Raw genomic sequence first — 23,807 nt, forward strand, 5'->3', positions numbered from 1 at the left:
GTTTTTTCAGGCATAAACCCCCGTCGGGCCGCCGTATGCTGGTACATATGGAAAAAGGAGGCGGGTCCATGGCGGCTTTGGAGACGTGGCTCCGGACGGCAGAGCGGGTCCTGTGGGGTCCCGGCACCCTGGCGCTGCTGCTGGGGACCGGGGCGTTTCTGACGGTCCGTCTGGGCTTTCTTCCCTGGCGGAACCTGGGCTGGGCACTGCGCAGCGTCCTCAGCCGGGAGGCGCGCCGGGGCGGCGAGGGGGGCGTGTCCCCCTTCGCCGCCCTGATGACCGCCCTGGCCGCCACCATCGGCACCGGCAACATCGTGGGCGTGGCCACGGCTCTGACCGCCGGCGGGCCGGGGGCCCTGGTGTGGATGGAGGTCTCCGCCCTGCTGGGCATGGCCACCAAATTCACCGAGTGCACCCTGGCGGTGAAGTACCGCCGCCGTGACAGACAGGGCCAGCCCTATGGCGGTCCCATGTACGTCATGGCAGACACTCTGGGCCGCCCCGGCGCCGTACTGGGCGCGGTGTTCGCGCTCTTTGCCGTAGGGGCCTCCTTCGGCATCGGGAGCCTCACGCAGGCCAATTCCATCTCCGCCGCCCTGGACACCGCCTTCTCCCTGCCACCGGCGGCGGTGGGGGCGGTGACGGCGGCCCTGGCTCTGGTCATCATCCTGGGCGGCATCCGGGGCATCGCCCGGGTGTCCTCGGTGCTGGTGCCGGCCATGGCGGTGCTGTACCTGGGGGCGGGCCTGGCGGTCATCCTCGGTAACTGGCGGAACCTGCCCCAGGCCGTGGGAGATCTGTTCCTCTGTGCCCTCTCCCCCCGGGCCGCAGCGGGCGGGGCCGCCGGGTCGCTCCTCACCTCCCTGCGCTGGGGCGTGGCCCGAGGCGTGTTTTCCAACGAGGCGGGGCTTGGCTCCGCCGCCATCTCTGCTGCCGCTGCCCGGACCGACTGCCCCGCCCGTCAGGGCTACGTCAGCATGACCGGCATCGTGTTCGACACGCTGATCCTCTGCACCGTCACGGGCCTTGCCATCTGCGCCTCCGGGGTCCTGGGCACACCGGAGGCCCGGGGCACCGACGGCGCGGCGCTGACCATCCTGGCCTTCTCCACCGTGCTGGGCCGGACCGGCGCCGTGTTGGTGTGCGTCTGCGTGACTCTCTTCGCCTTCTCCACCATCATCGGCTGGGCCTACCAGGGGGAGACCGCCTTCGGATATCTCACCGGCGGCCGCGGGCTCTCCCTGTACCGGACCGTCTTTGCCCTGACGGCCTTCTGGGGCGCGGTGGTACAGCTGGAGACGGTGTTCCGCCTGGCGGACATCTGCAACGCCCTGATGGCTCTGCCGAACCTTCTGTGCCTCCTGCTCCTCTCCGGCACCGCAGCGAAAGAGGCCCGGAATTTCCAAATCAGGCTGAAAGCGGGCGGACGGAAATAGGGTGAATCCGGCTTTTTTATCCCGGGGGAGTTGCATTTTCTATTTTTAATGGTAAGATAATGTCGGTCAAAAATTTTATGGCAAAGGACTTGATTTCATGACGAAAATCGACATTATCTCCGGATTCCTGGGCGCCGGCAAGACCACCCTCATCAAGAAGCTCCTCTCCGAGGCCTTCCAGGGTGAGCAGCTGGTGCTGATCGAAAACGAATTCGGCGAGATCAGCATTGACGGCGGCTTTTTGAAAGAGTCCGGCATCCAGATCTCCGAGATGTCCTCCGGGTGCATCTGCTGCTCCCTGGTGGGCGACTTCGGCAAGGCATTGAAGGACGTGCAGGAGCAGTTCCACCCGGACCGCATCCTCATTGAGCCCTCCGGCGTGGGCAAGCTCAGCGACGTGGTGGTGGCCGTGCAGAACACCATTTCCGAGATCCCTGACATGGTGCTGGACAGCTACGTCACCGTGGCCGACGCCACCAAGGTGAAGGTCTATATGAAGAACTTCGGCGAGTTCTACAACAACCAGATCGAATCCGCCGGGGCCATCATCCTCTCCCGGACCCAGAAGCTGACCCAGGAGAAGCTGGAGGCCGCCGCGGCCATGCTGCGGGAGAAGAACCCCGACGCCGCCATCCTCACCACCCCCTGGGACCAGCTGGACGGCAAGGTGATCCTCTCCGCCATGGAGAAGGTGTCCCTGGCCGACGAGCTGCTGGAGAAGATGCGCGCCGAGCACGCCGCCGACGAGGCGGAGCACGCCCACGAGCATGAACACGAGCACGACCATGAGCATGAACATGAGCATGAACATCATCATGACCATGAGCACGAGCACCACCATGACCACGACGAGCACGAGCACCATCACGACCACGAGTGCGACGATCCCAGCTGCTCCTGCCACCATCACCACCACCATCACGCCGACGAGGTGTTCACCTCCTGGGGCAAGGAGACGCCCAAGGTGTTCGCCCAGACCGACATCGAGCGCATCCTGACCGCCCTGGACTCCGGCGAGTACGGCAGGATCCTCCGGGCCAAGGGCATCGTCTCCGGCGAGAACGGCGCGTGGATCGAGTTCGACTTCGTGCCCGAGGAGCACCAGGTCCGCCCCGGCCATCCCGACTACACGGGGCGCCTCTGCGTCATCGGCGCGGAACTGAAAGAGGACAAGCTGGCGCAGCTCTTCGGCTTGTAAGTTTGGAAAGGAAACGCACTTTACCATGGCTGATATTCCTGTTTATCTGGTGGCCGGCTTCCTGGACGCCGGCAAGACCAATTTCATCAACGGCATCCTGGAGGACGGCTTCGCCCGCCAGGAGCCCACGCTCCTGCTCTGCTGCGAGGAGGGCGAGGAGGAGTACGAGAAAAACGCCCTGGACAATGTGACGGTCGTCACCTTTGAGGACGAGGAGGACCTGAAATGCTCCCGGCTCAAGGAGCTGGAGAAGCAGTACCACCCCAAGCAGGTGCTCATCGAGTACAACGGCATGTGGCAGATGGAACGTCTTTACAGAGAGGTCCTGCCGGCCAACTGGGTCCTCTACCAGATCATGACCTTCGTCCACGCCCCCACCTTCGAGATGTACGCCAAGAACATGGGCCAGCTGATGATGGAGAAGATCACCAACGCGGACATGCTGGTGTTCAACCGCTGCACGCCGGAGCTGCGGGACGCCCTGCGCAAGCGGAACCTCCGCATGGTGAACCGCCGGGCGGACATCTATCTGGAGATGGAGGACGGCACCAGCGAGGACTACCTCACCGGCGACGAGTGCCCCTTCGACCTCAATCAGGAGGTCATCGACATCCCCGACGACGACTTCGGCGTCTGGTACGTGGACGTCATGGACCACCCGGACCGGTACGCCGGCAAAACCGTCCACATGAAGCTCATCATGTGCCACTCCAAGAAGTACCCGGGCATCCACTGCCCCGGCCGCTTCGTGATGACCTGCTGCGAAAACGACATCCAGTTCATGGGCCTCATTGCCAAGGGCGTGGGCCTTGCCCAGTACAACAACCGGGACTGGATCGAGGTCACCGCCCGCATGGCCGTGGAGAAGCACGCGGCCTACAAGGGCCGGGGCCCCGTCATGCACGTGCTGGCCATCGGCCCGGCGGAAAAGCCCGCCCAGGAGGTCGTCACCTTCTGACGAGCCGCAATACAAATCGTAACATCCGGCCGAAAAATTCCCCTTCGTTGTCAAACGGAGGGGAATTTTGCAAAAAGTCTACGGAGCGGCGGTTGCCGGACGGCGGGCCGTCCGCTATCCTGACGGAGAGGTGAGCGTATGGACTATGCAAAGATCGGCGCCCTGATCCGCCGTCTGCGGCGGGAGCGGGGCCTGACCCAGGGACAGCTGGCGGAGGCCCTGGGGCTGAGCGCCAAGACCGTCAGCAAGTGGGAGCGGGCGCTGGGCTGCCCCGACGTGAGCCTGCTGCCGGCCCTCTCCGCCTGCCTGCAGGTGGATGTGTCCGCCCTGCTGGCCGGGGAGCTGGCGGAAAATCAACTCTCAGGAGGCAACATGAACAAAACGCGCTTTTTTGTCTGCCCGGTCTGCGGCAGTCTCTCCTTCTGCACGGGGCCGTCCTCCGTGTCCTGCTGCGGCCGTCCTCTGGAGGCGCTGGAGCCCCAAAAGGCCGCGCCGGAGCAGGCCCTGCGGGTCACAGACAGCGACGGGGACTGGTACGTGGAGAGCGACCACCCCGCCCGGAAGGACGACTACATCTCCTTCCTGACCCTGGTGACCGGGGAGAAGCTGCTGGTGCTGCGCCAGTACCCGGAGTGGGAGATCCACGCCCGGCTGCCGGGCAAACCCCACGGCAAACTAGTGTGGTACTCTACCACCCGGGGCCTGTTCTACCAGCTGGTGTAAAGGGACACCCCCTCCGCCATGGGCGGAGGGGGTGTCGTTCGTTCAGGGAGCTCTGTCACGGGACCGCCTCTGCGGTTCCCTCCAGAGGCCAGTCCAGAGGTGCTCCGTTTTCGTCCAGCAGATCCATCCCGTTGGAGCTGATGTCCGTGTTGTCCGGCAGCAAAAACACATCCAGCACCTGCCGGTTCTCAATGGGGCAGGTGTAGGTGATGCCGCTGTTCTGGAAGGTATAGAAGGCCGCCTCCTCCGGCAGGTCCCCGCCGCAGAGGATGATGACCGCCTCCCGGGGATTGCCGAAGTTCCAGCTGCCCAATTTCCCGGCGGTCAGGCTGGGCTTTCCGCCCCCGGCCCGCCAGCGGTCCGGGAACACGCTGTCCCGGTCATAGACGCACATGCACCAATTCCCCTGATCGTCGGTGCACAGGGCGGCCAGGTAATCCCCCCGCCGCTCCGTCTCCGCGATCCCCACGGCGGCGCCGGAGTCCCGGGCACCCAGATATTCCTCCGCCTTCTTTGCCAGGGCCTCCAGGTCCGTCTCCGGAGCCGAGCCGAAGTAGTGATATCCGAAATACATCCCTGCCAGGGCGGCAATGACGATCAGCGCGGCCAGGACGCCCCGCAAAAGCCGCAGCCGCTCCTGCATGGTCTCCACGATCTGGCCCCCCGCCGCTTTCGGCAGTTCCTCCGCCGTCAGCCGCCGGCCGCCCAGGATCTCGCTGACCGAGAGGCCCAGGGCCTCTGCCAGAGGCTCCAGGGACTCGATGCCCGGCATCCCCCGGCCTGTCTCCCACTTGCTGACAGCCTTGTCCGTCACGTGCAGCCGCGCCGCCAGCTCCTCCTGGCTGAGGCCCAGCTCCCGGCGGCGGGCGGCGATCAGTTCTCCAGTTTTTTTCGCGTCCATGGCGTGCTCCTTTTCCGTGTTCTCCGGGACATTGTACCACAGCCCCCGCCTGCCGGGCACCCTACGGGGCGTAGACCGCCGTCATTTTTCGCCTCCGTTCGATACGGTCCGTATTTTTCTCCCAAAAAATACGGATCGTATATTTGTTCACATCTTCCCGCTTGCTTTTCACAGCCAAATCCTTATAATAGAGGAATACTGCGTCAAACAGAACCAATTTGAACAGGAAAGGACCAAGGCTTTGAAAATTCGAGATCACTTCCCCAAATTCCGCCTGCCCTGGTGGGGTTCCCTGCTGGCGGCGGTGCTGGTGTCCGGATGCATCACCCTGCTGGCCCTCTGGTGCCAGCCCAACGCCCTGCGCAGCGTGCTGGCGGTATTCCGGGGCCAGCCCCTTCTGATCGTGCTGAACGCCATGCCCATCGGACTGCTGGTGCTGGTGTTCGCCTGCCTGTTCCGCAACGTCTTTTTCGGCGCCGCCCTGGTGAACCTGGTGGTGTGCCTGCTGTCCATTGCCAACCGCATCAAGATCGAGGTCCGGGACGAGCCGGTGTTCCCCCGGGACTTCGCCCTGCTCAAAGAGGTCGGCAGCGCCATGGGCACCTACGAGATCCGCTTCCCCTGGGGCGCCATCGCCCTGGTGGTCCTGACCACCCTGGCCCTGGCGGCCCTGGGCGTGGTAGTGGGCGGCAAGCCCTTCCCGGTGCGGCGTCTCCGGGGCGCTCTGGGCCGGGCGCTGGGGGCCGCCGCCAGCTTCGCGGTGCTGGCGGGCCTCATTTTGACGGTGTACGCCTCCGACGGCCTGTACAACTCCTTCCGGGTCTCCAACGCCTATTACATCCCCTCGGTATTCAACGAGCTGGGCTTCCCCTACTGCTTCTGCCACCAGTTCACCACCTACGCCGTGGACAAGCCCGAGGGCTTCAGCCGTGCGGAGGCGGAGGCCTGGGACGAGGGCGGCGAGACCGGCCTGGGGAAGGACGTGAATGTCATCATGGTGATGAACGAGGCCTTCTCCGACCTGACCGACGCTGACGTGTTCGCCTATACGGAGGAGACCGACCCCCTGCCCAACCTCCACGCCCTGCAAAGCGACCCCCACGCCCTGATCGGCCACGTGGTGGTGCCGGGCTTCGCCGGCGGCACCGCCAACACGGAGTTCGACGTGCTGACGGGGATGCAGACCAACGCCCTCTCCGCCACCACCACTTCCTCCTTCCGGGTGGTAAACCGGAACCTGGACAGTCTGTTCCGGGTCTTTGCCGACGACGGCTACGCCACCTCCTTCTTCCACCCCGGCGACGACTGGTTCTACAACCGGGAGAACGTCTACCGCTGGTTCGGCGCGGAGGAGACGGTGTTTGCCGACCAGATGACGGACCTTCAGTACAAGGGCCGCTGGGTCACCGACGACTACATGGCGGGCCTGATCGAGGAGGAATTCCAGGAGGCCGTGGACGCCGGAGAGCCCCTGTTCCACTACACCACCACCATCCAGAACCACATGTCCTACACCGCCGACAAGTACGGCGAGGGCTACGTCTACCCCGACGTGCCCCTGACCGTCTCCGTCTCCGAGGAGGTGGAGACGCTGCTGAAGGTCTACATCGAGGGCGCCCGGGACGCCGACGCCATGCTGGGCCGCCTGGTGGACCATTTCTCCGCCTCCGGCGAGCCGGTGGTGCTGGTGTTCTGGGGGGACCACCTGCCCTATCTGGGGGACAACCAGCTGGCCTACGCGGAGCTGGGATTGGAGGTGGCCCTGCCGGAGGACGACCGGACGGACCCCCTGTGCTCCTATGAGACGCCCTATGTGATCTGGGCCAACGACGCGGCGGCGGAGGCCCTGGACTGGGACCAGGCTGCGGCGGACCTGGACCTGCCGGAGAACGGGAGGCTGTCCGCCAGCTTCCTGGGCGCGGCGGTGCTGGAGCTGACGGGCCGGGCCGGCGAGAGTCCCTGGTTCGACTTCCTCAACCAGCTGCGGCGGGTCGTGCCTGTGGTGCAGAAAAAGACCTATATGATCCCGGACGGCACCTACATCAAGGACCGGGATCTGGACCAGTGGGCGCCGGAGAGCGGCGCCACGGGTGCGGAGATTCGGGAGCTGATCCAGCAGTGGCGCCAGTGGAGTTACTATCACCTGCGCTACAAGGATATCCCATGACCGGCAGCCCCCGGCGGACGGGTCCGCCGGGGGCTTTCTGCCGCCTTGACAGGGTGCGGACGGCCATGCTACCATGAAAAAAAGCCCCGCTTGGGAGAAAGGACGGGAATGGTAATGCGGTCCTGGCCCTGGAGAGATCTGATTTTGTCGGTGCTGACGGCAGCAGCAGCGGCCACCGCCTTTTTCGCCGCCGCACCGCTGCTGGGCAGCCTGCGTCTCTTCCACCCGATCTCGTACATCGTGATCCTCTTCTGGATCCCGGCTCTGGTGATGTCCGGTCCCTTTTTCCACTGGGTCCGGCGGGGACGGCGGCCCCGGGCATGGATCCTGGTCCTGGCGGCCTGCCTGGGACTGGTGCTCCTTTTGATGGCGGACCTCTCCACCGCCGCCCGCCTTGTGGCGGTCGTGACGGATTTCTATGACATGGAGTCCACGGGCTTTTTCCTGCTGTTTGCCCTGCTGTGCTGCGGCGGGATGCTGGTCGGCGTCCTGATCGGCGCCTTTCTGGGGCGGATGTTCCCCAAAAGATACGCATAGGTGACACGCCCGGAGCGCCCGGCTCCGGGCGTTTTTCCAGGCCGCGCTCCGAAGCGGACGCTTGAAGCGCCGCATCCGGCGCCCAAAACGAGATCCGCCCGGCGTGAAGCTGCGCTTCACGCCGGGCGGTTGCCTATGTTGAGTTCGTTCCGCTCAGCGGCGGGCGGAGGGATTGGACAGCGGAATGCTGCGGCTGCGGATCAGCTGCACGAACACCTCTGTCAGGGCCGGGTCGAACTGGGTCCCGGCGCCCCGCTGCAATTCGCTGAGGGCGTAATCCAGGGGCAGCCCCTTGCGGTAGGGCCGGTCCGTGGTCATGGCGTCGAACACGTCGGCCAGGGCCAGGCACCGGGCGGAGACCGGGATGTCCTCCCCGGAGATGCCCCGGGGATAGCCCTTGCCGTCCCATCGCTCGTGATGGCCCAGCACCGCCGGGATCAGGTAGTCCATCTCCGGCAGGTGGCGGATCATCTCGATGGAGTTGTTGACGTGGTCCTTCATCTGCCGGTACTCCTCCACCTCCAGCTTGCCGGTCTTGTTGAGGATGGTCTCCGGCACGGAGATCTTGCCGATGTCGTGGAGGAGACCCGCGGCGTAGATGGTGCGGACCTGATCGTCGTTGAGGCCGGCGGCCACCGCCAGCGTAGCGGCGTACCGGGCCACGTTCTTGCTGTGGGCGTAAGTATAGTGGTCCTTGGCGTCGATGGCGGCGGTCAGGGCCGAGATCATGGACATGGCGGTGCGGTATTCGCCCTCGCCCTGTTCGATGCGGTCCACGATGGCGTCGGTCCGCTCCGCCAGCTGCTGGGGCACGAAGTCCGACGCGCCCCGGAAAATGACGATCTGGTCCTTGCCGCCCTGCTTGGCGTTGTAGACCGCCAGGTCGGCGTTGTCCATCAGCTCCTTGGCACTGGAGGCGGCATAGGGCGCCGAGCAGATGCCCGCGCTGACGGACAGCGGCTTGTAGCGGCGCCGTTCCGGCACCATGTTGATGTCCGCCACCCGCTCCTGGATATCCCGGGCCAGCTTCCGGGCCCGCTGGGTATCCTGCAGCTGCAGCAGCACGGCAAACACCTTTCCGCTGGTGCGGAACACGGTGCCGCTCTCGCCCACGCTGCGGCTGATGGCCTCGCTGATGCGGCACAGGGCCGCGTCGCCCTCGCCCACGCCGTAGAGCTGGTTGTAGAGCTTGAAGTCGTCCACATCGATGTACATCAGCGTCAGGCATTCCTTGCCGCAGGCGCGGAACTGCTCCTCCAGCTGCTCCACGAAGTAGCGGTAGTTGTACATGCCGGTCAGGGGATCGATGCGGGCCTCCCGGAAGATCTTCTCATACAGGGAGGCGTTTTTCAGCGCGATGGAGGCGATGGAGCTGACCGTCTCCAGAAAGCCCACCTCCACAGCCGTGAAGCTGTGGTCCCGGGTCTTGGCGGAGAGCATCACCAGGCCCACCACCTCGCTGCCGCTGCGCATGGCGGCCACGCAGTCGATGTTCAGACGGCGGAACAGCTCCTTCTCCGTCTCCCATACGGACAGATACCGGGGCGTGTTGCGAAACTCATTGAGCAGCAGGTAGCTCTCCTCCTGGAGATAGGCGATCTGGGGGCTGTCCTTGGAGATGGAGAAGGACAGCGTCGCCAAGGGGCTGGAACAATACCGGGCCTGATAGGCGTTCCCCTCCAGCAGGCAGACGTAGATCTGCTCCACCGGGATCTCACAGGCGATCACGCCGCCCAGCTTTTCCATGATATCCGCCGTACTCAGAGTCTGAGAGACCTCGGCGGAGAACTTTTTTACCAGCTTGTTCTGCTGCTCCTCCCGGATGAACACCGCGTCCAGCAGCCGCCGTACCAGCACATAGGCCACGGCCAGCACCCCGGCGAAGGTGACTGCCACGGTGGTGATGGACCAGTCCTGATCCAGTCCCAGCCGCTGCTGGGAGAATTCATACATGGGACCGATCAGGTTGGCGGCAAAGGTGACGCACACCGCCGCCATGGTCACTGCCAGCAGGCTCCGCGACACCACCAGGGTCATTCGGAACAGACGGCGGCGGTACAGCGTGTAAATCAGCAGCGCGGCAAACACCAGGCCGGAGAGCATGTCGAAGGGGAACGTATTCCCCGGAATACTCACCTGCAGCAGATTGCCCACCAGCATTATCAGACCGCTGGCCACCAGCATCTGGATGCCGGGAGAATGGGCCCCCTGCTCCCGGATGGCCTGCAGCAGCGCCGCCACCGTGGCCGCGATGATGCACACGAACATGATGCAGGGGATGATGATATGCCAGTTCAGGCTGTACAGAAACACCGTGTCCCCGTTTTCCAGGCTTACGGGTCTGGGCATTTCCAGGAAGAAGCCGCTGATGGTGCCGGGGATGATCGCGGCATTCCAGAGGACAAACACGCTCAGCAGGAGCTTGCCCTTGCGGCGGGTGAACACATGGATGAAGATGTAAAACAGCAGCTCCATGATAAACAGCGCCACCAGGGAGACCGCATACCAAAACCGCATCCCCGGCCAGAACTGCAGCCGCATGAGTACGGAGCCGCCGGCCCACAGGATCACGTCCACCAGCACCGCCAGAAACGCCCAGATCTCCGGCGTCTTCTTCACCGCCAGGATGGTGACGAACATCAGCAGGAAGCAGCACAGTACCGAAACGTTGATATACAGGAAGGGGATGTTGCTCACGGCAGCCGCCTCCCTTCCGGCTGGGCCTGCTGGCGCAGCAGCCCCATCACGTCCAGCATGCCGGGATTGATCCGCGGGATCCGCTGGCCGATATGGGCCTCATAGGCGGAGATGGTACCATATTTGAGAATGGTGATCTCCAGAGGCTCCATGTTCAGCAGCTTCTTCAGATCGCCGTAATCGCTGTCGAAATACTTGAAGTACAAGCTCAGGTGCTCCGCCAGCACCGTGCGGACGGTCACCTCGCTGCACTGTGTATCCGGCGGAATCTCCAGATACATGTGGAGGAAGGGGTCGTCGTTTTCGTTGAACTCCTTTTTCAGCACCCAGTCCCCCAGGTCCAGACGGCTGAGGCGGATGACCTCCTGCATGGACGAGAGGGTGATCCGGGTGAAGCCGGCAATGTCGATCACATCCGGCACCCGGTCCACGAAGGTCAGCCGGGGCAGCTGGCCGCTGCCGGCGCTGACGCAGTGGTACATATCGCCGATGCGGTAGCGCATGAAGGCGCCGCCGTGGAGCACGGAGATCACCAGCTCATAGGTCTCCCCCGCCTGGATCTCATCCATCAGGCAGGTGCGGGGCTGGTAGTCCGGATCAGTCAGGTTCCGGTGGCACTCGGCCTCCGGGATGAACTCGTAGAAGCAGGCATCCGGGAAGAATACCATGCCCCGGTGCTCCCAGTTCTCAGCGCCGATACAGGTGGACTCCGTCCCGGCGGCCAGTTCCACCGGCGCAATGCCCCACGCCCTGGTCAGCCGGTCCTTGTAGCACTTGGCGTCGGTCCCGGCAAAGAAGAAGGCCTTCAGCCGGAACACGTCGCCCGGGACGATAGGCCGCCCGTCCCGGCGGCTGATGTACTTGGCCCGCAGATACCGCAGGGCGTTGCCCGGGGAAGCCTTTACCTTTCCGCTGTGGCCGCCGCTGCTTTTGCCGAAGCTCTCCGTGATGTAATTGGCCACGGAGCCGATGCCGAAGAAGAAGTCCACGCCGCCGCTCATGGCCATGGCGAAGCCCTTCTTGATCCGCTGGCTGAAGCTCAGGTCGGAATTGGTGTTGGAGTCCGGCAGCCAGGTGAAGCGGATGTCCTCGTCGAAAAGGGAGGGCATCAGTCCCGTGGCATAGGGAAGCGGCGCGCCGCCGTACAAAATCCGGTCGCCGCGCTTGAGATCAAAGTCGCCCTTTTTCCGGGCAGTGGCCATCATCATGGTGGCCAGCAGATTGTGACGGTAAGTATCCAGCATGCTGCGGGTATAGGGCGCCAGCTTCACCGGCCGGAGGCCGCCCTCCCAGGTGGTCTGGATCCAAACGGCGGGCTCGCCGCAGAGCATATCCGTCCGCCGGGCCAGCAGCACGTCGGCGTAGTTGGCGTAGGTGGTCAGGGGCAGCATGGCCCGCAGGTCATCGATGGTCCGGGGAGTCTTGCCCCGCAGCATCTGGCGGCCCAGCCCGCTCTTGCTCCAGAGATCGATCTGCTCCTCCATCAGCCGGCGCTGGGTATACATATAGTCGGCAAGGCTCATGTCCAGGAAGCCGCAGTACTCCTGCCACAGCTGTTCATGGCTACACTTTTTCAGCTTGTCCTCAAATCGCACGGGCCCGATCCCCCTCAACTCTTTTTCCGGCAGCTTCTCCCGCGCCGCCGGCCCGGCAGCAGAAAGGGCGTGGCGGCCTGATAGGCCTCATACCCCTCCAGCAGCGCCGGAAACACACACCGGTCCTCAAACAGCACCAGCCCCACATTCACTCCGCACAGCAGCGCCGCCTCCCATAGCGGCAGCCCGGCGGCAAGCCACAGGCATCCGTACACGCCGGCAAACCACAGCACGCCGGGATGCCGGCACAGGGCGTACACTCCCGTAGTGCAGGCCCGCCGCTTTTCTCCGGGGCGGGCGTAGGATGCCGCCGCAGGCAGGGCAAAAAACAGCGTATAGACCAAGAGCGCCAGAAACATTACGCCCAGAAGCAGCACCGCGGCCCGGAACCAGCCCCGAGCCAGCGACTGCTCCCACCGCAGGTCCAAAAGGGTCCCGGCCGTCAGCAGCAATCCTCCGCTGGGAAAGCAGAATCGCAGAGCCCGGTATCCCCACCGCCAGTCGTTATAATCGCTGAGAAAAAACAGCGCGAAGCCACAGAGGCTCAGCGGCCAACCCATGGCATCGTCCTCCCAACCGGTCACATATTTCTCCATAATATTGTTATGTTACCTATTGTATCTTATTATACTGGTGTTTATGTATAATTTCAACAAATTTTGACTATACGATTTACACAAATCGCTTACAAACCAACCGGGCACAAGATATGGGGCACTGTTTCTTGCACAATTTCCACCGCTTGTATCAGGTTTCTTATTATTTTTCAATTTGAAAATAATATAATTTTTGTAACCAACTGTTTTTGGCAAATCTCACAACAGAAAAACCGGCTCAGCCCAAAGGCTTTGCCGGTTTTTTCCTGCTTTTGTCATGGATTTTTCTGGTGAAAATGCTGCCATACCGCCTCGGCGGCACTCCGCGGCACCACAGCGGCCAGGGCCTCCACGTCCGCTTCCCGGATGGCCCGGATGGTGCCGAAGTGCCTGCGCAGCTCCTCCCGCCGCTTGGGCCCCACGCCGGGGATGCCGTCCAGCGCGGAGCGGGTGGCGCTTTTGCTGTGGCTCTCATGGTGGTAGGTAATGGCAAAGCGGTGGGTCTCCTCCTGGATCTGGCCGATCAGGGAGAACACCGCCTGGTTGGCCACAATGCCGATCTCCCGGCCGTCCGGGGTCACCAGGGCCCGGGTCCGGTGGCGGTCGTCCTTCACCATGCCGAAGATGGGCACGGCCACCCCAAACCGCTGCGCCACCTCCCGGGCGGCGGCGGCATGGGTCTGGCCGCCGTCGATCAGAAACACGTCCGGCAGGGGCAGGAACTTCTCATCCCCGTCAGCGGCCCGCTGGAGCCGCCGGGTCAGCACCTCCTGCATGGAGGCGTAGTCGTCGGGATGGCCCTCCAGGGACTGGATGCGGAAGCGCCGGTAGGCGGATTTCAGGGGGCGGGTGCCGCTGTACACCACCATGGAGGCCACGATGTCACTTTTTCCAGTGTTGGAGATGTCGAAGGACTCCATCCGCCCCGGCGGGGCGGGCAGGTCCAGCATCCGCTGCAGCAGCTCCAGGGTGTGGGCCACCCGCTCGGCGTCGGTGGTGGCCCGCTCCGCCTCCCGGGCGGCGTTGTCGTGGGCCATCTCCAAAAGGTCCGCCTTCTCCCCACGGTAGGGCACGTGGACCCACACCTTCCGCCCCGCCCGGCGGGTGAGGACCTGGCTGAGATCCTCGCAATGGCCCTCCGTCTCGGCGGGCAGCAGGATCTCGTGGGGCAGGATGGATCTGGGCAGATAGTACTGGGCGGTGATAGCGGAGAGCATCTCCCCCTCGTCCTCGTCAATGGGGGCGGTGAACAGCTCCGTCTCCCGGCCGGCCAGGTTCCCCTCCTCCATGTGGAGCACGGCATAGCAGCACTTGCCGGAGCCTCGGAAGATGCCCCAGATGTCCGTGTCGGCGCAGAGGCCAGCGATCACCGTCTGCTTTTTGGCCAGGGCGCCGATGGCGTTGATCCGGTCCCGCAGAGCCGCTGCCTGCTCGAAGCGCAGTGCCTCCGCCTCCGCCTCCATCTGGGCGGTCATCTCCCGCAGCAGCTGCTTGGACTTGCCCTCCAGCAGCTGCACCGCCTGCTCGATCCGGGCCCGGTAGGTCTCCGCCGTCATCTCCCGGCGGCAGAAGCCGTCGCACCGGCCCATGTGGAAGTTCAGGCAGGGCCGCTCCGCCCCGATGTCCCGGGGGAACACCCGGGAGCAGGTGGGCAGGCGCAGGGCGGAGAGCACCGCGTCCAGGGCCTGGCGGGTCTCGTACCGGCCGCCGAAGGGGCCGAAGTACCGGGCCCCGTCCTGAGCCATCTTGTTGACCATGGAAAAGCGGGGATACTCCCCCTTGGACAGCCGCACAAAGGGATAGCCCTTGTCATCCTTCAGGAGGATGTTGTACTTGGGACTGTGGCGCTTGATGAGAGAGTTCTCCAGCACCAGCGCCTCGAACTCACTGGAGACGAAGATGGTGTCGAAGTGGTCCACCTGGGCCACCATCTGCCGGGTCTTAGCGGTGTGGCCCGCGCTGTCCTGGAAATACTGACTGACCCGGTTTTTCAGTTTCTTGGCCTTGCCTACGTAGATGACCTTGCCGGTCTTGTCCATCATCAGATAGACTCCCGGCGTCAGGGGCAGGTCGTTGGCCTTCTCCCGCAGCTCCTCCCGTGTCATGGGGCATCCTCCTCTCTCTGAGCCTCTCCGGCGGCCGCCGGCATTGTCAGTGTAACAAAAAGCGCGGCTCCGCGCAAGGCGAAGCCGCTGCATTCCGATCCTTCCGTTTTCAGCAGAGCCGGCGCTCCGCAAGGGACAGGATTACTCGCCGAAGTTGTCGTTGACCAGATCCACCAGGGCGCTGACAGCTTCCTTCTCATCAGCGCCGTCGGCGATGAGGGTGATGGTGGTGCCCTTCACGATGCCCAGGGACAGAACGCCCAGCAGGCTCTTGGCATTGACACGGCGGTCCTCTTTCTCGACCCAGATGCCGCTCTTGAACTCATTGGCTTTCTGGATGAAGAAGGTAGCGGGTCTGGCGTGCAGTCCCACCTCGTTGTTAACAGTGATCTCCTGTGTATACATGATACAGCTCTCCTTTTCTATACCAATTCGTTTCGCGTGCGATTGCATAGCAGGTCATTTTCCTGTTATCATCATAACCGCTTTTGCCAGTTGCGTCAACGGCGTTTTTCACAAACATTTGAAAAAAACCAACTGTTGGAAACCCAGTCTTTTGGTAGTTTGCACCATTCCAGGGCGATTTTATACCCGGTTTTTATCACTTTTTCCATCCGGTGTCCGACAAAACGAAAATGAGCGGGACATCCTTCGGATGTCCCGCTCTCTTGCTGCACGGCAGCCGTACGGATCAATAGTTCTGGGCCTTGATCTGGAAGTAGGCCTGGGGATGCTTGCACACCGGGCACACGGCAGGCGCGCTCTCGGCGATCTCCACATGGCCGCAGTTGCGGCAGAACCACATGACCTTCTCGCCCTTCTTGAAGACCTCGCCCTTCTTCAGGTTGTCCAGCAGCTTCAGATAGCGCTCCTCATGGGTCTTTTCGATCTTGGCAACGCCCTCAAACTGAGCGGCCAGGGCCAGGAACCCCTCCTCCTCGGCGGTCTTGGCCATCTCGGCGTACATCTTGGTCCACTCCTCGTTCTCGCCGGCAGCGGCGGCAGCCAGGTTGGCCTCGGTGCTGCCGATGCCGCTCAGGGCCTTGAACCAGAGCTTGGCGTGCTCTTTCTCGTTCAGAGCGGTCTCCTGGAAGATGGCCGCGATCTGCTCGTAGCCCTCTTTCTTGGCCTGGCTGGCAAAATAATCATACTTATTGCGGGCCTGGGACTCCCCCGCGAATGCGATCCACAGATTGGCCTCGGTCTTGCTGCCTTTCAGTTCCATAATAACTTTCCCCTTTCAAAAAATAAGTTGAATACTTGATCTCCTTTGTATACTCAAGCCGGTTCCCGCTGCGCCGCGCAGGCGGGGCAGCATCCGGTGAATACCAAAATATGTCCATTTACCTGCCAGCCGCTTTCAGCGGCGGCCTGATCCAGCGCGCTGTCATAGGGGACGGACTCCATATCCGTCACCCGGCCGCAGCAGGCGCACTGAAAATGGGTGTGCGGCGTGGTATCGCCGTCAAAGCGAACCACCGGTCCCGGAAGCTCCCGCAGGCGGCCCTCCTGGGCCATCTGGTGGAGGTTGCGGTATACCGTCCCCAGACTCAGCCGGGGCATCTCGGGTTTGAGCTGCTGGTAGACCATCTCCGCCGTGGGGTGGTCCTTTCGGCCGTACACTGCCTGGTAGATCTGCTCCCGCTGATGGGAGAAGCGTCGTTCTGCCATGGGCACCCCTTTCTTAATCAGTAATGATTGCTATTATTAATATAACACATTTCTCTTCAAATTGCAAGCATTTTTTAAAAAAATTACCCATAATTTTTCTGTCCGCTGCGGAGAAACTTTCCAGCCATAAATCGACGCCGGCCGGAGACAATAGGCACTGGGTATCGCGCACAACCATCCCGCATCAAGGGAGGAGCACAATGAAAAGAAAATTCGCGCTCTTGCTGGTCTCCGGTCTGCTGGCTGTTACCCTGGCCGGCTGCGGCGGAGACGACAAGGACGCCGGGACCACAGACGGTACCGACGGCATGGTGACGGATCAGAACGACAGCGCTCTGACGGGCGATGACAGCTCTGACCGCAACCAGGACGACGGCACCGGCATGGAGAACGACCATTCCACGGATGCCGGCGATGACGGTGTTCTGGGTGATCTGGAGGACGGCATGAACGACCTCGGAGATGACCTGGAACGAGGCGTGGACGATCTGACGGACAGCGGCGCCAGCTATGATCAGATGGTGCGCAACGGCTCCGTCCACGACACCGACGGCGACCTGACGGACGGCGAAAACGCCCATACACCCGGCGCCACTTAACCGCGCCTGTTCCTGGAGGCGTGAAAAAACGGGGACTCCGGCATAAGCCGGGGTCCCCGTTCAGCCTGCCGAAAGAGTTTTTTCAACAGGCTGCAAACATTTTTCAAACCCCAAAGCGGTTCTCCCAATTCCCTTCTGTGTTCCCGTAGACTAAAATCCAGAAGCCGATGCAGAAATATTCATCTGGGGCATATGATTCCCCCCCCCACCACCTCAAGTCTTGAAAGTCAATTCCTTGCGAGTTTTCTCTCTTGGTTTCGTCATAGCTGGTCGCTCCTTTCTGCCCGTAGGCATGGAAAAAGGGCAGTCGATTTTCTCGGCTGCCCTTGTGGGGAAACAAAGTTATTCTTCTGCGTTTGAATCAAGTGTTCCTGCACCGTCATCGGTATATAGTTCGGCAGGAATTGAACTAACAGCAAGTTGTTCTTCTGGCGACAAGGAATTATACCATTCAAGCCATTCAAGAGTTTCTTCGGTCAAGTCAGATTTGCTGAATGACTGTCCATTAAATTCAATGGTTCCATTAGAACCTATATCCCCAGAAATAGGGGTCAATGCCTTTAATAAATCTTCGCCTGTAACACCTAATTGAGCACCATCACTTGCAAATGGAATGTGCAACAAATATTCTCCGTCTACTTCATAAACATAAATATAGATGCCAGAACCAATATCTTGTGTATTGCCCAAAAGGGAAAGGACTTCTTCTCTTGTCATAGCTGGCTCTAATTCTCTTATCTGTTCAGATGTTACTTGTGTCGGCACGTCAATCTGCTCTTCGTTACCTGGCAATAGGTTAAGGATTTCTTCGGTTAATGGACTACTTTCTCCAGCATCGATGGTTTTTACTGCTTCTTTTATTTCTTTGTGGGAGTAGTCGCCCAAATCTTCAACAGGAATACCGAGGGAATTCAGATAATCGACTGCCGCATTATATTGAATTGTATCAATAGCAAATGCGGTTAATGGTACCATCAAGCACAAACAAGCCGCCATAGCTCCCCACTTTACCCAGCCGGGCTTCTTTGCTTTGTGATATGCCCTTGCCTCGTTGATATGCTTCTCATTGATGTCACCGAGGACTTCATACAGTTTTTCATTCGTCATAGTTCAAAGCCCCTTTCTAAAAGGTAGTTGTGTAGTTTTAGGCGGATGCGGTTAAGGGTCATTGATACTGCTCCATCATTCATATTGTGTCGGACAGCAATTTCTGAAATACTATCTGTGTACCAGTATCGGCTGATAAAAATGCTTCTTTTCTTTGGTGATAGACGATCCAAAAATGTATCAATGGCTTTCGTGAGTTCCTTTTGGTCAAATGCCTGCTCAACATCATCCTTGCCAGATACTAAGTCCGAAAGTTCCTCCAGAACCGCAGGGATTTCTCCGCCGCCCCGTTTGTCGGCGGTATTGTGTTTATACCTGTTGAATGACAGGTTTCTTGTGATTTTCCCAAGGAATGCGGACAGAATGCTTGGCCTGTGAGGCGGCATGGCGTTCCATGCGTTTAAGTAGGTATCGTTGACACATTCTTCAGCATCTTCCTGATTGCCCAGTATATTCTTAGCAATCGAGGTACAATAGTTCCCGTATTTGTCAGATGTGGCATGGATGGCCTGCTCGTTTCTATCCCAGTATAATTGGACTATCTGTGCATCATCCATCGGTTTTCACCTCGCTTCCTTATTTACCTTTTCACCTATATACACAACTTTTGAACTTAAATCTCACACATTTTTTCAAACTTTTTTCTATCCAATAATACCATATTGTTATCACTGCAGTATATAGCAATAGGACTACCATCAAGTTATGAACGATAGAGACACTCATTTCTGAGTGTCTCTGCATATTTATAGGTCGTATTCAAGTAATATTCATTGGCCTATGGCCGGGAACACAAAGTCGAATTGGGACAAGCGGTTTTAAAAACGCATGATTGAAAACGAAAGGAACCCTCCTGGGTTCCTCTCGCAACGCTCTTCCTTCCCGTCGCGTAAGCTGACCGGTTTTGCTGTCTACATCAAAACGGGAGCCCCGGCATAAGCCGTTGCTCCCGTTTTTTCGGATGCGCGTACAGGCCGCATCCCGCTGTTCAGGTTTTCTCTTTGCCCAGGATCACGGCGGCCAGCTGCTCCGGCGTGTCCGCCAGGAACTCCGCGCCGGCGGCCTCCAGACTCTCCCGGGATCGGAAGCCCCAGGTGACGCCGCAGGCGGGAAGGCCCGCGTTGTGGGCCGTCTCCATGTCCACGGAGCTGTCCCCCACAAAAAGGGTCGCGGCCGGGTCAGCGTTCAGCTCCGCCAGCACCTGCCGCACGCCGGTGGGGTCCGGCTTCACCGGAACGCCCCGGACCTTTCCCCGCACCAGGGAAAATACGCCGGGGAAAAAGTGCTCCACGATCTGACGGCTGAAGTCGTCGGCCTTGTTGGAGTAGACCGCCATCTGCACGCCGCGTTTCTTCAGCTCCGCCGCCAACTCCTCCATTCCCGCGTAGGGCAGGGTCTTGTCCATATTATGGGCGCCGTAGTACTGGGAAAACTGCGCCAGGGTGTTCACCATCAGCAGGGGGCTGCGGCAGCCCTCCGGGGAAAACCGCTCCACCAGATTGGGGATCCCGTGTCCCACCATGGACCGGAACTCCTCCAGGGAGTGCTCCGGCCAGCCGTTGCGGCGGCAGACCCAGTTGCCGGCGTCCGCCAGATCCTCCAGGGTGTCCAGCAGCGTTCCATCCAGATCGAAAATCACCGTTTGGTACATAGGCGCACCTCATTTCGTAAATTCCCGTCTATTTTAGCAACTTTACCGACGCTTCACAAGTGTCAGACAAACTGAAAGGCGCGGCGGATGCCGCGCCTTTTTTATGGATTTCGCAGGGGATATTCTCACAGGAAATCGGGCATGGGGCCCCGGCTGGTCAGAAGGGTGTGCTCCCGGAACCCGGCGGCCCGGGCCAGCTCCGCCGCCTGATCGTAGGCGTGGACGATCCCGGCGGCGCTGTGGGCGTCGGCGGTGAGGATAACCCGGCCGCCCATCGCCCGCCACTCCCGCAGCAAGAACAGCGCCGGATAGGGCGTGTCCCGGTAGCCCCGGGCCATGGCGCCGGTGTTGATCTCCAGCAGCGTGGCGTCCGGGTCCGCGGCGTGGAGGGCCTCCAGCGCCGCGGCGCGGTAGGCCGGGTCCGCCTCGTCGAAGAAGCGGCCGTCCCGGTTCAGCTTCACGATCAGGTCCATGTGGCCCAGGATGGTGGGTCTGCGCCGCGCCATGGCGGCCACGTCGGCAAAATACCCCCTCGCCATGGCCAGGGCGTCCCCGCCGAACATCTCCCGCAGGCAGGCCGCAACATGGTCCGCGTCCCAGTCCACGCAGTGGTACTGCCTGGTCCGGGGATCGTACAGGTTGTGGACGGAGCCGATCCAGTACGCCGCCCAGTCCGGCACCGGCTGGGAGGACTGGCTGTCCTGCTCGATGCCCGGCAGTACCTCCATCCGCCCCCGGTATTCCTCTCGCAGCCGCAGCACCTCCGCCCGGTAGGCGGACGGGTCCTCCGGCAGCACGTTGCCCTGGTCCCAGGGGATATCGGTGTGGCTGTGGCCGGAGGCGCCGAAGGTCACCGCTCCGGCTTCAAAGGCCGCCCGGGCCATCTCCGCCAGGGTGTTCTTCCCGTCGCAGAGGGTGGAGTGGGTGTGGACGGTGCAGATCCTCATTGCATCCGCTCCTGCTTGACCTTGTGGTCCACCACATGGCGCTTTTCCAGCTCCCGGGTGATGTCCTCCACGGAAATGCCCATTTGGACCATCAGCACCATGACGTGGTAGGTCAGGTCCGCGATCTCGTAGATGGTCTCCTCCCTGTCCTCCTTGCGGCCGCCGATGATGACCTCGGTGCACTCCTCGCCCACCTTCTTGAGGATCTTATCCAGGCCCTTGTTGAAGAGGTAGGTGGTGTAGCTGCCCTCCTTGGGGTCGGTCTTGCGGCCCTCGATCAGGTGGTAGAGACCCTCATAGCTGAACTGCTTGAGTTCCTCGGACAGATACACCGGCTGGAAAAAGCAGCTCTCCGCGCCGGTGTGGCAGGCAGGACCGGCCTTGACCACCTCCACCACCAACGCGTCGGCGTCGCAGTCGGCGGTGATGGACACCACCCGCTGCACGTTGCCGCTGGTCTCGCCCTTGCGCCAGAGCTCCTGACGGCTGCGGCTCCAGAAGCAGGTGCGGCCCTCGTCGATGGTGATGGCCAGGCTCTCGGCGTTCATGTAGGCCAGGGTCAGGACCTCCTTGGTGTAGTGGTCCTGGACGATGGCGGGGATCAGGCCCTTTTCGTCAAATTTCAGTTCCATGGTGGATACGCTCCTTTTTGAAAGGTTTCCTCGCTGGGAGGGGATACCGGGAGGTTCCCGGGGATTCCGGCCCCACTTTTCTTTGTCTTGTCAAAGAAAAGTCGCCGCCGGAGCGGTGGAAAAGAAAACGTTTAGTGCCAAACCTTGCGCCGTCGGCGCAAGGTCCGGCAAATACGGGGGTCGTGCGAAGCGGTGCGGCGGGCGTCGATGGTCCCGCCGTCCCTGCGCCGTTCTCCGGCGATCGAAGGGCCCCGGCCCCGCATAACGACTGCGGCGGGCAGACGGGGTGCAAAATCGCATTTATCCCCTGCTTCTCGTTCCGCGCCTTCCGCTGCGCCAGGCGCTGCCCCGGCGGGTACGGGAGTACGGCGATGCCGGGGCTTCCGGTCTGCCGTAGGGGCTGATTCCATATCGGCCCGCCGCCGGGCGCTCCGCCAGCACCAGGTGAGCGGCAGCGGAAAGAGACGCTGGCCGATCCGAAAAGCACCCCGTCCCTCCGCCGCACAGTCTATGCGGCTCCAAGGTATTTCGACCACCGAGGCAAGGCGCAGGGTCGACGGGGCCGTCGATTCAGCGCAAGCCGATTCGCACGGCCTCGCGCTTCGGCAAATAAGCCCCGGACGGGGCGCTTTGCCGCCCGGCATCTTTTCTTTTGACCGGCCGCGGCCGTTTGCCTCCGGCCTAAGAGCCGCCTACGGCGGTTGGCCTCCGGCACGCGCCTGCAGGCGCAGTCTTTTCGTCTTGCCGAAAAGAAAATGGGGGCGGATCCCCCGCGGGAAGCCCGCGCTCCCGCCCGGCCCGCCGGCAGCAGGGCAGGCTCAGATCCGCATCTCCACGCCCCGGGCGCGGAGGTAGCGCTTGAGGTCCTTGATGTCCACCTCTCCGGTGTGGAAAATGGAGGCCGCAAGACCCGCATCGATGCCGGGGTGGGTGAACAGCTCCGCAAAATGCTCCATGTTCCCGGCGCCGCCGCTGGCGATGATGGGCACGTGCACCCGCTCCGCCAGGGCGTCCAGCATCTCCAGGTCGAAGCCCTGCTTCACGCCGTCGGTGTCGATGGAGTTCAGCACGATCTCCCCGGCGCCGTCGTTCACGCCCCGGACCGCCCAGTCCAGGGCGTCGATGCCGGTGTCCTCCCGGCCGCCCTTGGCGAAGAGGCGGAACTGTCCGTCCACCCGCTTGACGTCCATGCTGAGGACCACGCACTGGTCGCCGTACTTCTTGGCGGCGGCGGCGATGATGGAGGGGTCCGCGATGGCGCCGGAGTTGACGGACACCTTGTCGGCGCCGCACTTGAGCACCCGGTCGAAATCCTCCACGGAGCGGATGCCGCCGCCCACGGTCAGCGGAATGAAGATCTCCGCCGCCACCCGGCGGAGGATGTCGGTGAAGAGCTTGCGGCCCTCGGCGGAGGCGGTGATGTCGTAGAACACCAGCTCGTCGGCGCCGGAGTCGTTGTAGAACCGGGCCATGACCACCGGGTCCGCCATGTCCCGCAGGCCCTCAAAATTGACGCCCTTCACCACCCGTCCGTCCTTCACGTCCAGGCAGGGGATGATCCGCTTGGCCAGCATCAGCCCACCTCCTTCATGACGGTTTTCAAATCCAGCCGCCCGGTGTACAGGGCCTTGCCCAGAATGGCGGCCTGGGTGCCGATGGCCTTCAGCTGCCGCAGCTCCTCGATGCTGCTGACACCGCCGGAGGCGGTGACGGCCAGGCCGTCGATTTTGGAAAGTTCCCGGTAGAGGTCCAGGTTCGTCCCCTGTTCGGCCCCGTCCCGGCTGATGTCGGTGTAGATGACGGCCTTCACCCCGGCGGAGCGGAGGCGGCGGCAGAAGTCCACGCCCTTTTCCGCGGACAGCTCCTTCCACCCGCTGACGGCCACGTAGCCGTCCCGGGCGTCCACACCCACAACGATACGCTCGCCGTACTTCCGGGCCATGCGCTCCGTGAAGGCGAAGTCCTTTACGGCGATGGTGCCCAGGATGCAGCGGCCCACCCCCAGGTCCAGGTAGCGGCGGATGCGGTCCTCATCCCGGATGCCGCCGCCCACCTCGATGTACAGCCCGCCCTGGCGGGCGATGGCGGCGATGGAGTCAAAATTGGCCAGGGTGCCGTCCCGGGCACCGTCCAGGTCCACCACGTGGAGGCATTTCGCCCCGGCGGCCAGGAAGTCCCGGGCCACGGCGCAGGGGTCCGCGGCGTAGACGGTCTCTTTGTCGTAATCCCCCTGGTAGAGGCGGACCACCTGTCCGCCCCGCAGGTCAATGGCGGGAAAAATATCCAT

Annotated in this window: 22 protein-coding genes; 7 read left to right on the plus strand and 15 right to left on the minus strand. The window is 62.1% G+C overall.

Annotated elements, in window-relative coordinates; translation table 11 throughout:
* Positions 1-68 precede the first annotated feature (68 nt).
* The 4 genes from KFE19_08090 to KFE19_08105 all read left to right on the plus strand — a co-directional run bounded on the left by KFE19_08090 (position 69) and on the right by KFE19_08105 (position 4,315).
* Positions 69-1,436 (plus strand): sodium:alanine symporter family protein, encoded by a 1,368-nt coding sequence (locus tag KFE19_08090; GenBank protein ID QUO39424.1) that lies wholly within the window; start codon positions 69-71, stop codon positions 1,434-1,436.
* 97 nt (positions 1,437-1,533) lie between these two features.
* On the plus strand, positions 1,534-2,634 hold the full coding sequence (locus KFE19_08095; protein QUO39425.1) for a GTP-binding protein: 1,101 nt from the start codon (positions 1,534-1,536) through the stop codon (positions 2,632-2,634).
* Positions 2,635-2,659: 25 nt separating this feature from the next.
* A complete protein-coding gene (locus KFE19_08100; protein QUO39426.1) occupies positions 2,660-3,592 on the plus strand; it encodes a hypothetical protein in 933 nt (310 codons plus the stop codon).
* Between the two features lie 138 nt (positions 3,593-3,730).
* Positions 3,731-4,315: a helix-turn-helix transcriptional regulator gene (locus KFE19_08105; protein ID QUO39427.1), complete on the plus strand. Its 585-nt coding sequence runs from the start codon at positions 3,731-3,733 to the stop codon at positions 4,313-4,315.
* A gap of 55 nt (positions 4,316-4,370) precedes the next feature.
* Here KFE19_08105 and KFE19_08110 read toward each other — a convergent pair whose 3' ends face one another.
* Positions 4,371-5,216: a helix-turn-helix transcriptional regulator gene (locus KFE19_08110; protein QUO39428.1), complete on the minus strand. Its 846-nt coding sequence runs from the start codon at positions 5,214-5,216 to the stop codon at positions 4,371-4,373.
* On the opposite strand from KFE19_08110, the gene KFE19_08115 reads away from it, so the two are divergent.
* Positions 5,215-7,383, plus strand: coding sequence for an LTA synthase family protein (locus tag KFE19_08115; protein ID QUO39429.1), 2,169 nt, complete (start codon positions 5,215-5,217; stop codon positions 7,381-7,383). The genes KFE19_08110 and KFE19_08115 overlap by 2 nt on opposite strands.
* A 108-nt stretch (positions 7,384-7,491) precedes the next feature.
* Entirely contained in the window at positions 7,492-7,920 is a 429-nt protein-coding gene (locus KFE19_08120; GenBank protein ID QUO39430.1) for a hypothetical protein, read from the plus strand.
* Positions 7,921-8,073: 153 nt separating this feature from the next.
* On the opposite strand, the gene KFE19_08125 is transcribed toward KFE19_08120, so the two are convergent.
* The 7 genes from KFE19_08125 to KFE19_08155 all read right to left on the minus strand — a co-directional run bounded on the left by KFE19_08125 (position 8,074) and on the right by KFE19_08155 (position 16,584).
* Positions 8,074-10,617: a diguanylate cyclase gene (locus KFE19_08125; protein ID QUO39431.1), complete on the minus strand. Its 2,544-nt coding sequence runs from the start codon at positions 10,615-10,617 to the stop codon at positions 8,074-8,076.
* Positions 10,614-12,212 (minus strand): GH3 auxin-responsive promoter family protein, encoded by a 1,599-nt coding sequence (locus KFE19_08130; protein QUO39432.1) that lies wholly within the window; start codon positions 12,210-12,212, stop codon positions 10,614-10,616. Before KFE19_08130 ends, KFE19_08125 begins: the two co-directional genes overlap by 4 nt.
* A gap of 14 nt (positions 12,213-12,226) precedes the next feature.
* Positions 12,227-12,808 carry a hypothetical protein gene (locus KFE19_08135; GenBank protein QUO39433.1) on the minus strand — a complete coding sequence of 194 codons (582 nt, stop codon included), beginning with the start codon at positions 12,806-12,808 and terminating at the stop codon, positions 12,227-12,229.
* Positions 12,809-13,083: 275 nt separating this feature from the next.
* The gene (uvrC, locus tag KFE19_08140; protein QUO39434.1) at positions 13,084-14,913 is read right to left on the minus strand and encodes an excinuclease ABC subunit UvrC; all 1,830 of its coding nucleotides are present in this window, start codon (positions 14,911-14,913) and stop codon (positions 13,084-13,086) included.
* A gap of 141 nt (positions 14,914-15,054) precedes the next feature.
* Complete coding sequence (locus KFE19_08145; protein ID QUO39435.1) at positions 15,055-15,318, minus strand: HPr family phosphocarrier protein; 264 nt, start codon at positions 15,316-15,318, stop codon at positions 15,055-15,057.
* Between the two features lie 286 nt (positions 15,319-15,604).
* Entirely contained in the window at positions 15,605-16,141 is a 537-nt protein-coding gene (locus KFE19_08150) for a rubrerythrin family protein (GenBank protein ID QUO39568.1), read from the minus strand.
* Positions 16,142-16,191: 50 nt separating this feature from the next.
* Complete coding sequence (locus KFE19_08155; GenBank protein QUO39436.1) at positions 16,192-16,584, minus strand: transcriptional repressor; 393 nt, start codon at positions 16,582-16,584, stop codon at positions 16,192-16,194.
* A 200-nt stretch (positions 16,585-16,784) separates the two neighbouring features.
* Between KFE19_08155 and KFE19_08160 the strand changes: the two genes are divergently transcribed.
* Positions 16,785-17,183: a hypothetical protein gene (locus KFE19_08160; GenBank protein QUO39437.1), complete on the plus strand. Its 399-nt coding sequence runs from the start codon at positions 16,785-16,787 to the stop codon at positions 17,181-17,183.
* Between the two features lie 342 nt (positions 17,184-17,525).
* Here the strand turns inward: KFE19_08160 and KFE19_08165 are convergent, their stop codons facing one another.
* From KFE19_08165 to hisA, 7 genes are all read right to left on the minus strand, one after another.
* The gene (locus KFE19_08165; GenBank protein ID QUO39438.1) at positions 17,526-18,290 is read right to left on the minus strand and encodes a hypothetical protein; all 765 of its coding nucleotides are present in this window, start codon (positions 18,288-18,290) and stop codon (positions 17,526-17,528) included.
* Positions 18,287-18,847 carry a sigma-70 family RNA polymerase sigma factor gene (locus KFE19_08170; GenBank protein QUO39439.1) on the minus strand — a complete coding sequence of 187 codons (561 nt, stop codon included), beginning with the start codon at positions 18,845-18,847 and terminating at the stop codon, positions 18,287-18,289. Before KFE19_08170 ends, KFE19_08165 begins: the two co-directional genes overlap by 4 nt.
* A 431-nt stretch (positions 18,848-19,278) precedes the next feature.
* Positions 19,279-19,941 (minus strand): HAD family hydrolase, encoded by a 663-nt coding sequence (locus KFE19_08175; protein QUO39440.1) that lies wholly within the window; start codon positions 19,939-19,941, stop codon positions 19,279-19,281.
* Positions 19,942-20,066: 125 nt separating this feature from the next.
* Entirely contained in the window at positions 20,067-20,888 is an 822-nt protein-coding gene (locus KFE19_08180) for a histidinol phosphate phosphatase (protein ID QUO39441.1), read from the minus strand.
* Positions 20,885-21,520, minus strand: a complete 636-nt coding sequence (locus KFE19_08185) for a bifunctional phosphoribosyl-AMP cyclohydrolase/phosphoribosyl-ATP diphosphatase HisIE (protein ID QUO39442.1) — start codon at positions 21,518-21,520, stop codon at positions 20,885-20,887. Before KFE19_08185 ends, KFE19_08180 begins: the two co-directional genes overlap by 4 nt.
* 818 nt (positions 21,521-22,338) lie before the next feature.
* Positions 22,339-23,094, minus strand: a complete 756-nt coding sequence (hisF, locus tag KFE19_08190; GenBank protein QUO39443.1) for an imidazole glycerol phosphate synthase subunit HisF — start codon at positions 23,092-23,094, stop codon at positions 22,339-22,341.
* Positions 23,094-23,807 (minus strand): 1-(5-phosphoribosyl)-5-[(5-phosphoribosylamino)methylideneamino]imidazole-4-carboxamide isomerase, encoded by a 714-nt coding sequence (gene hisA, locus KFE19_08195; GenBank protein ID QUO39444.1) that lies wholly within the window; start codon positions 23,805-23,807, stop codon positions 23,094-23,096. Before hisA ends, hisF begins: the two co-directional genes overlap by 1 nt.

The sequence above is a fragment of the Dysosmobacter sp. Marseille-Q4140 genome (genome assembly GCA_018228705.1).
GTDB lineage: Bacteria > Bacillota > Clostridia > Oscillospirales > Oscillospiraceae > Oscillibacter.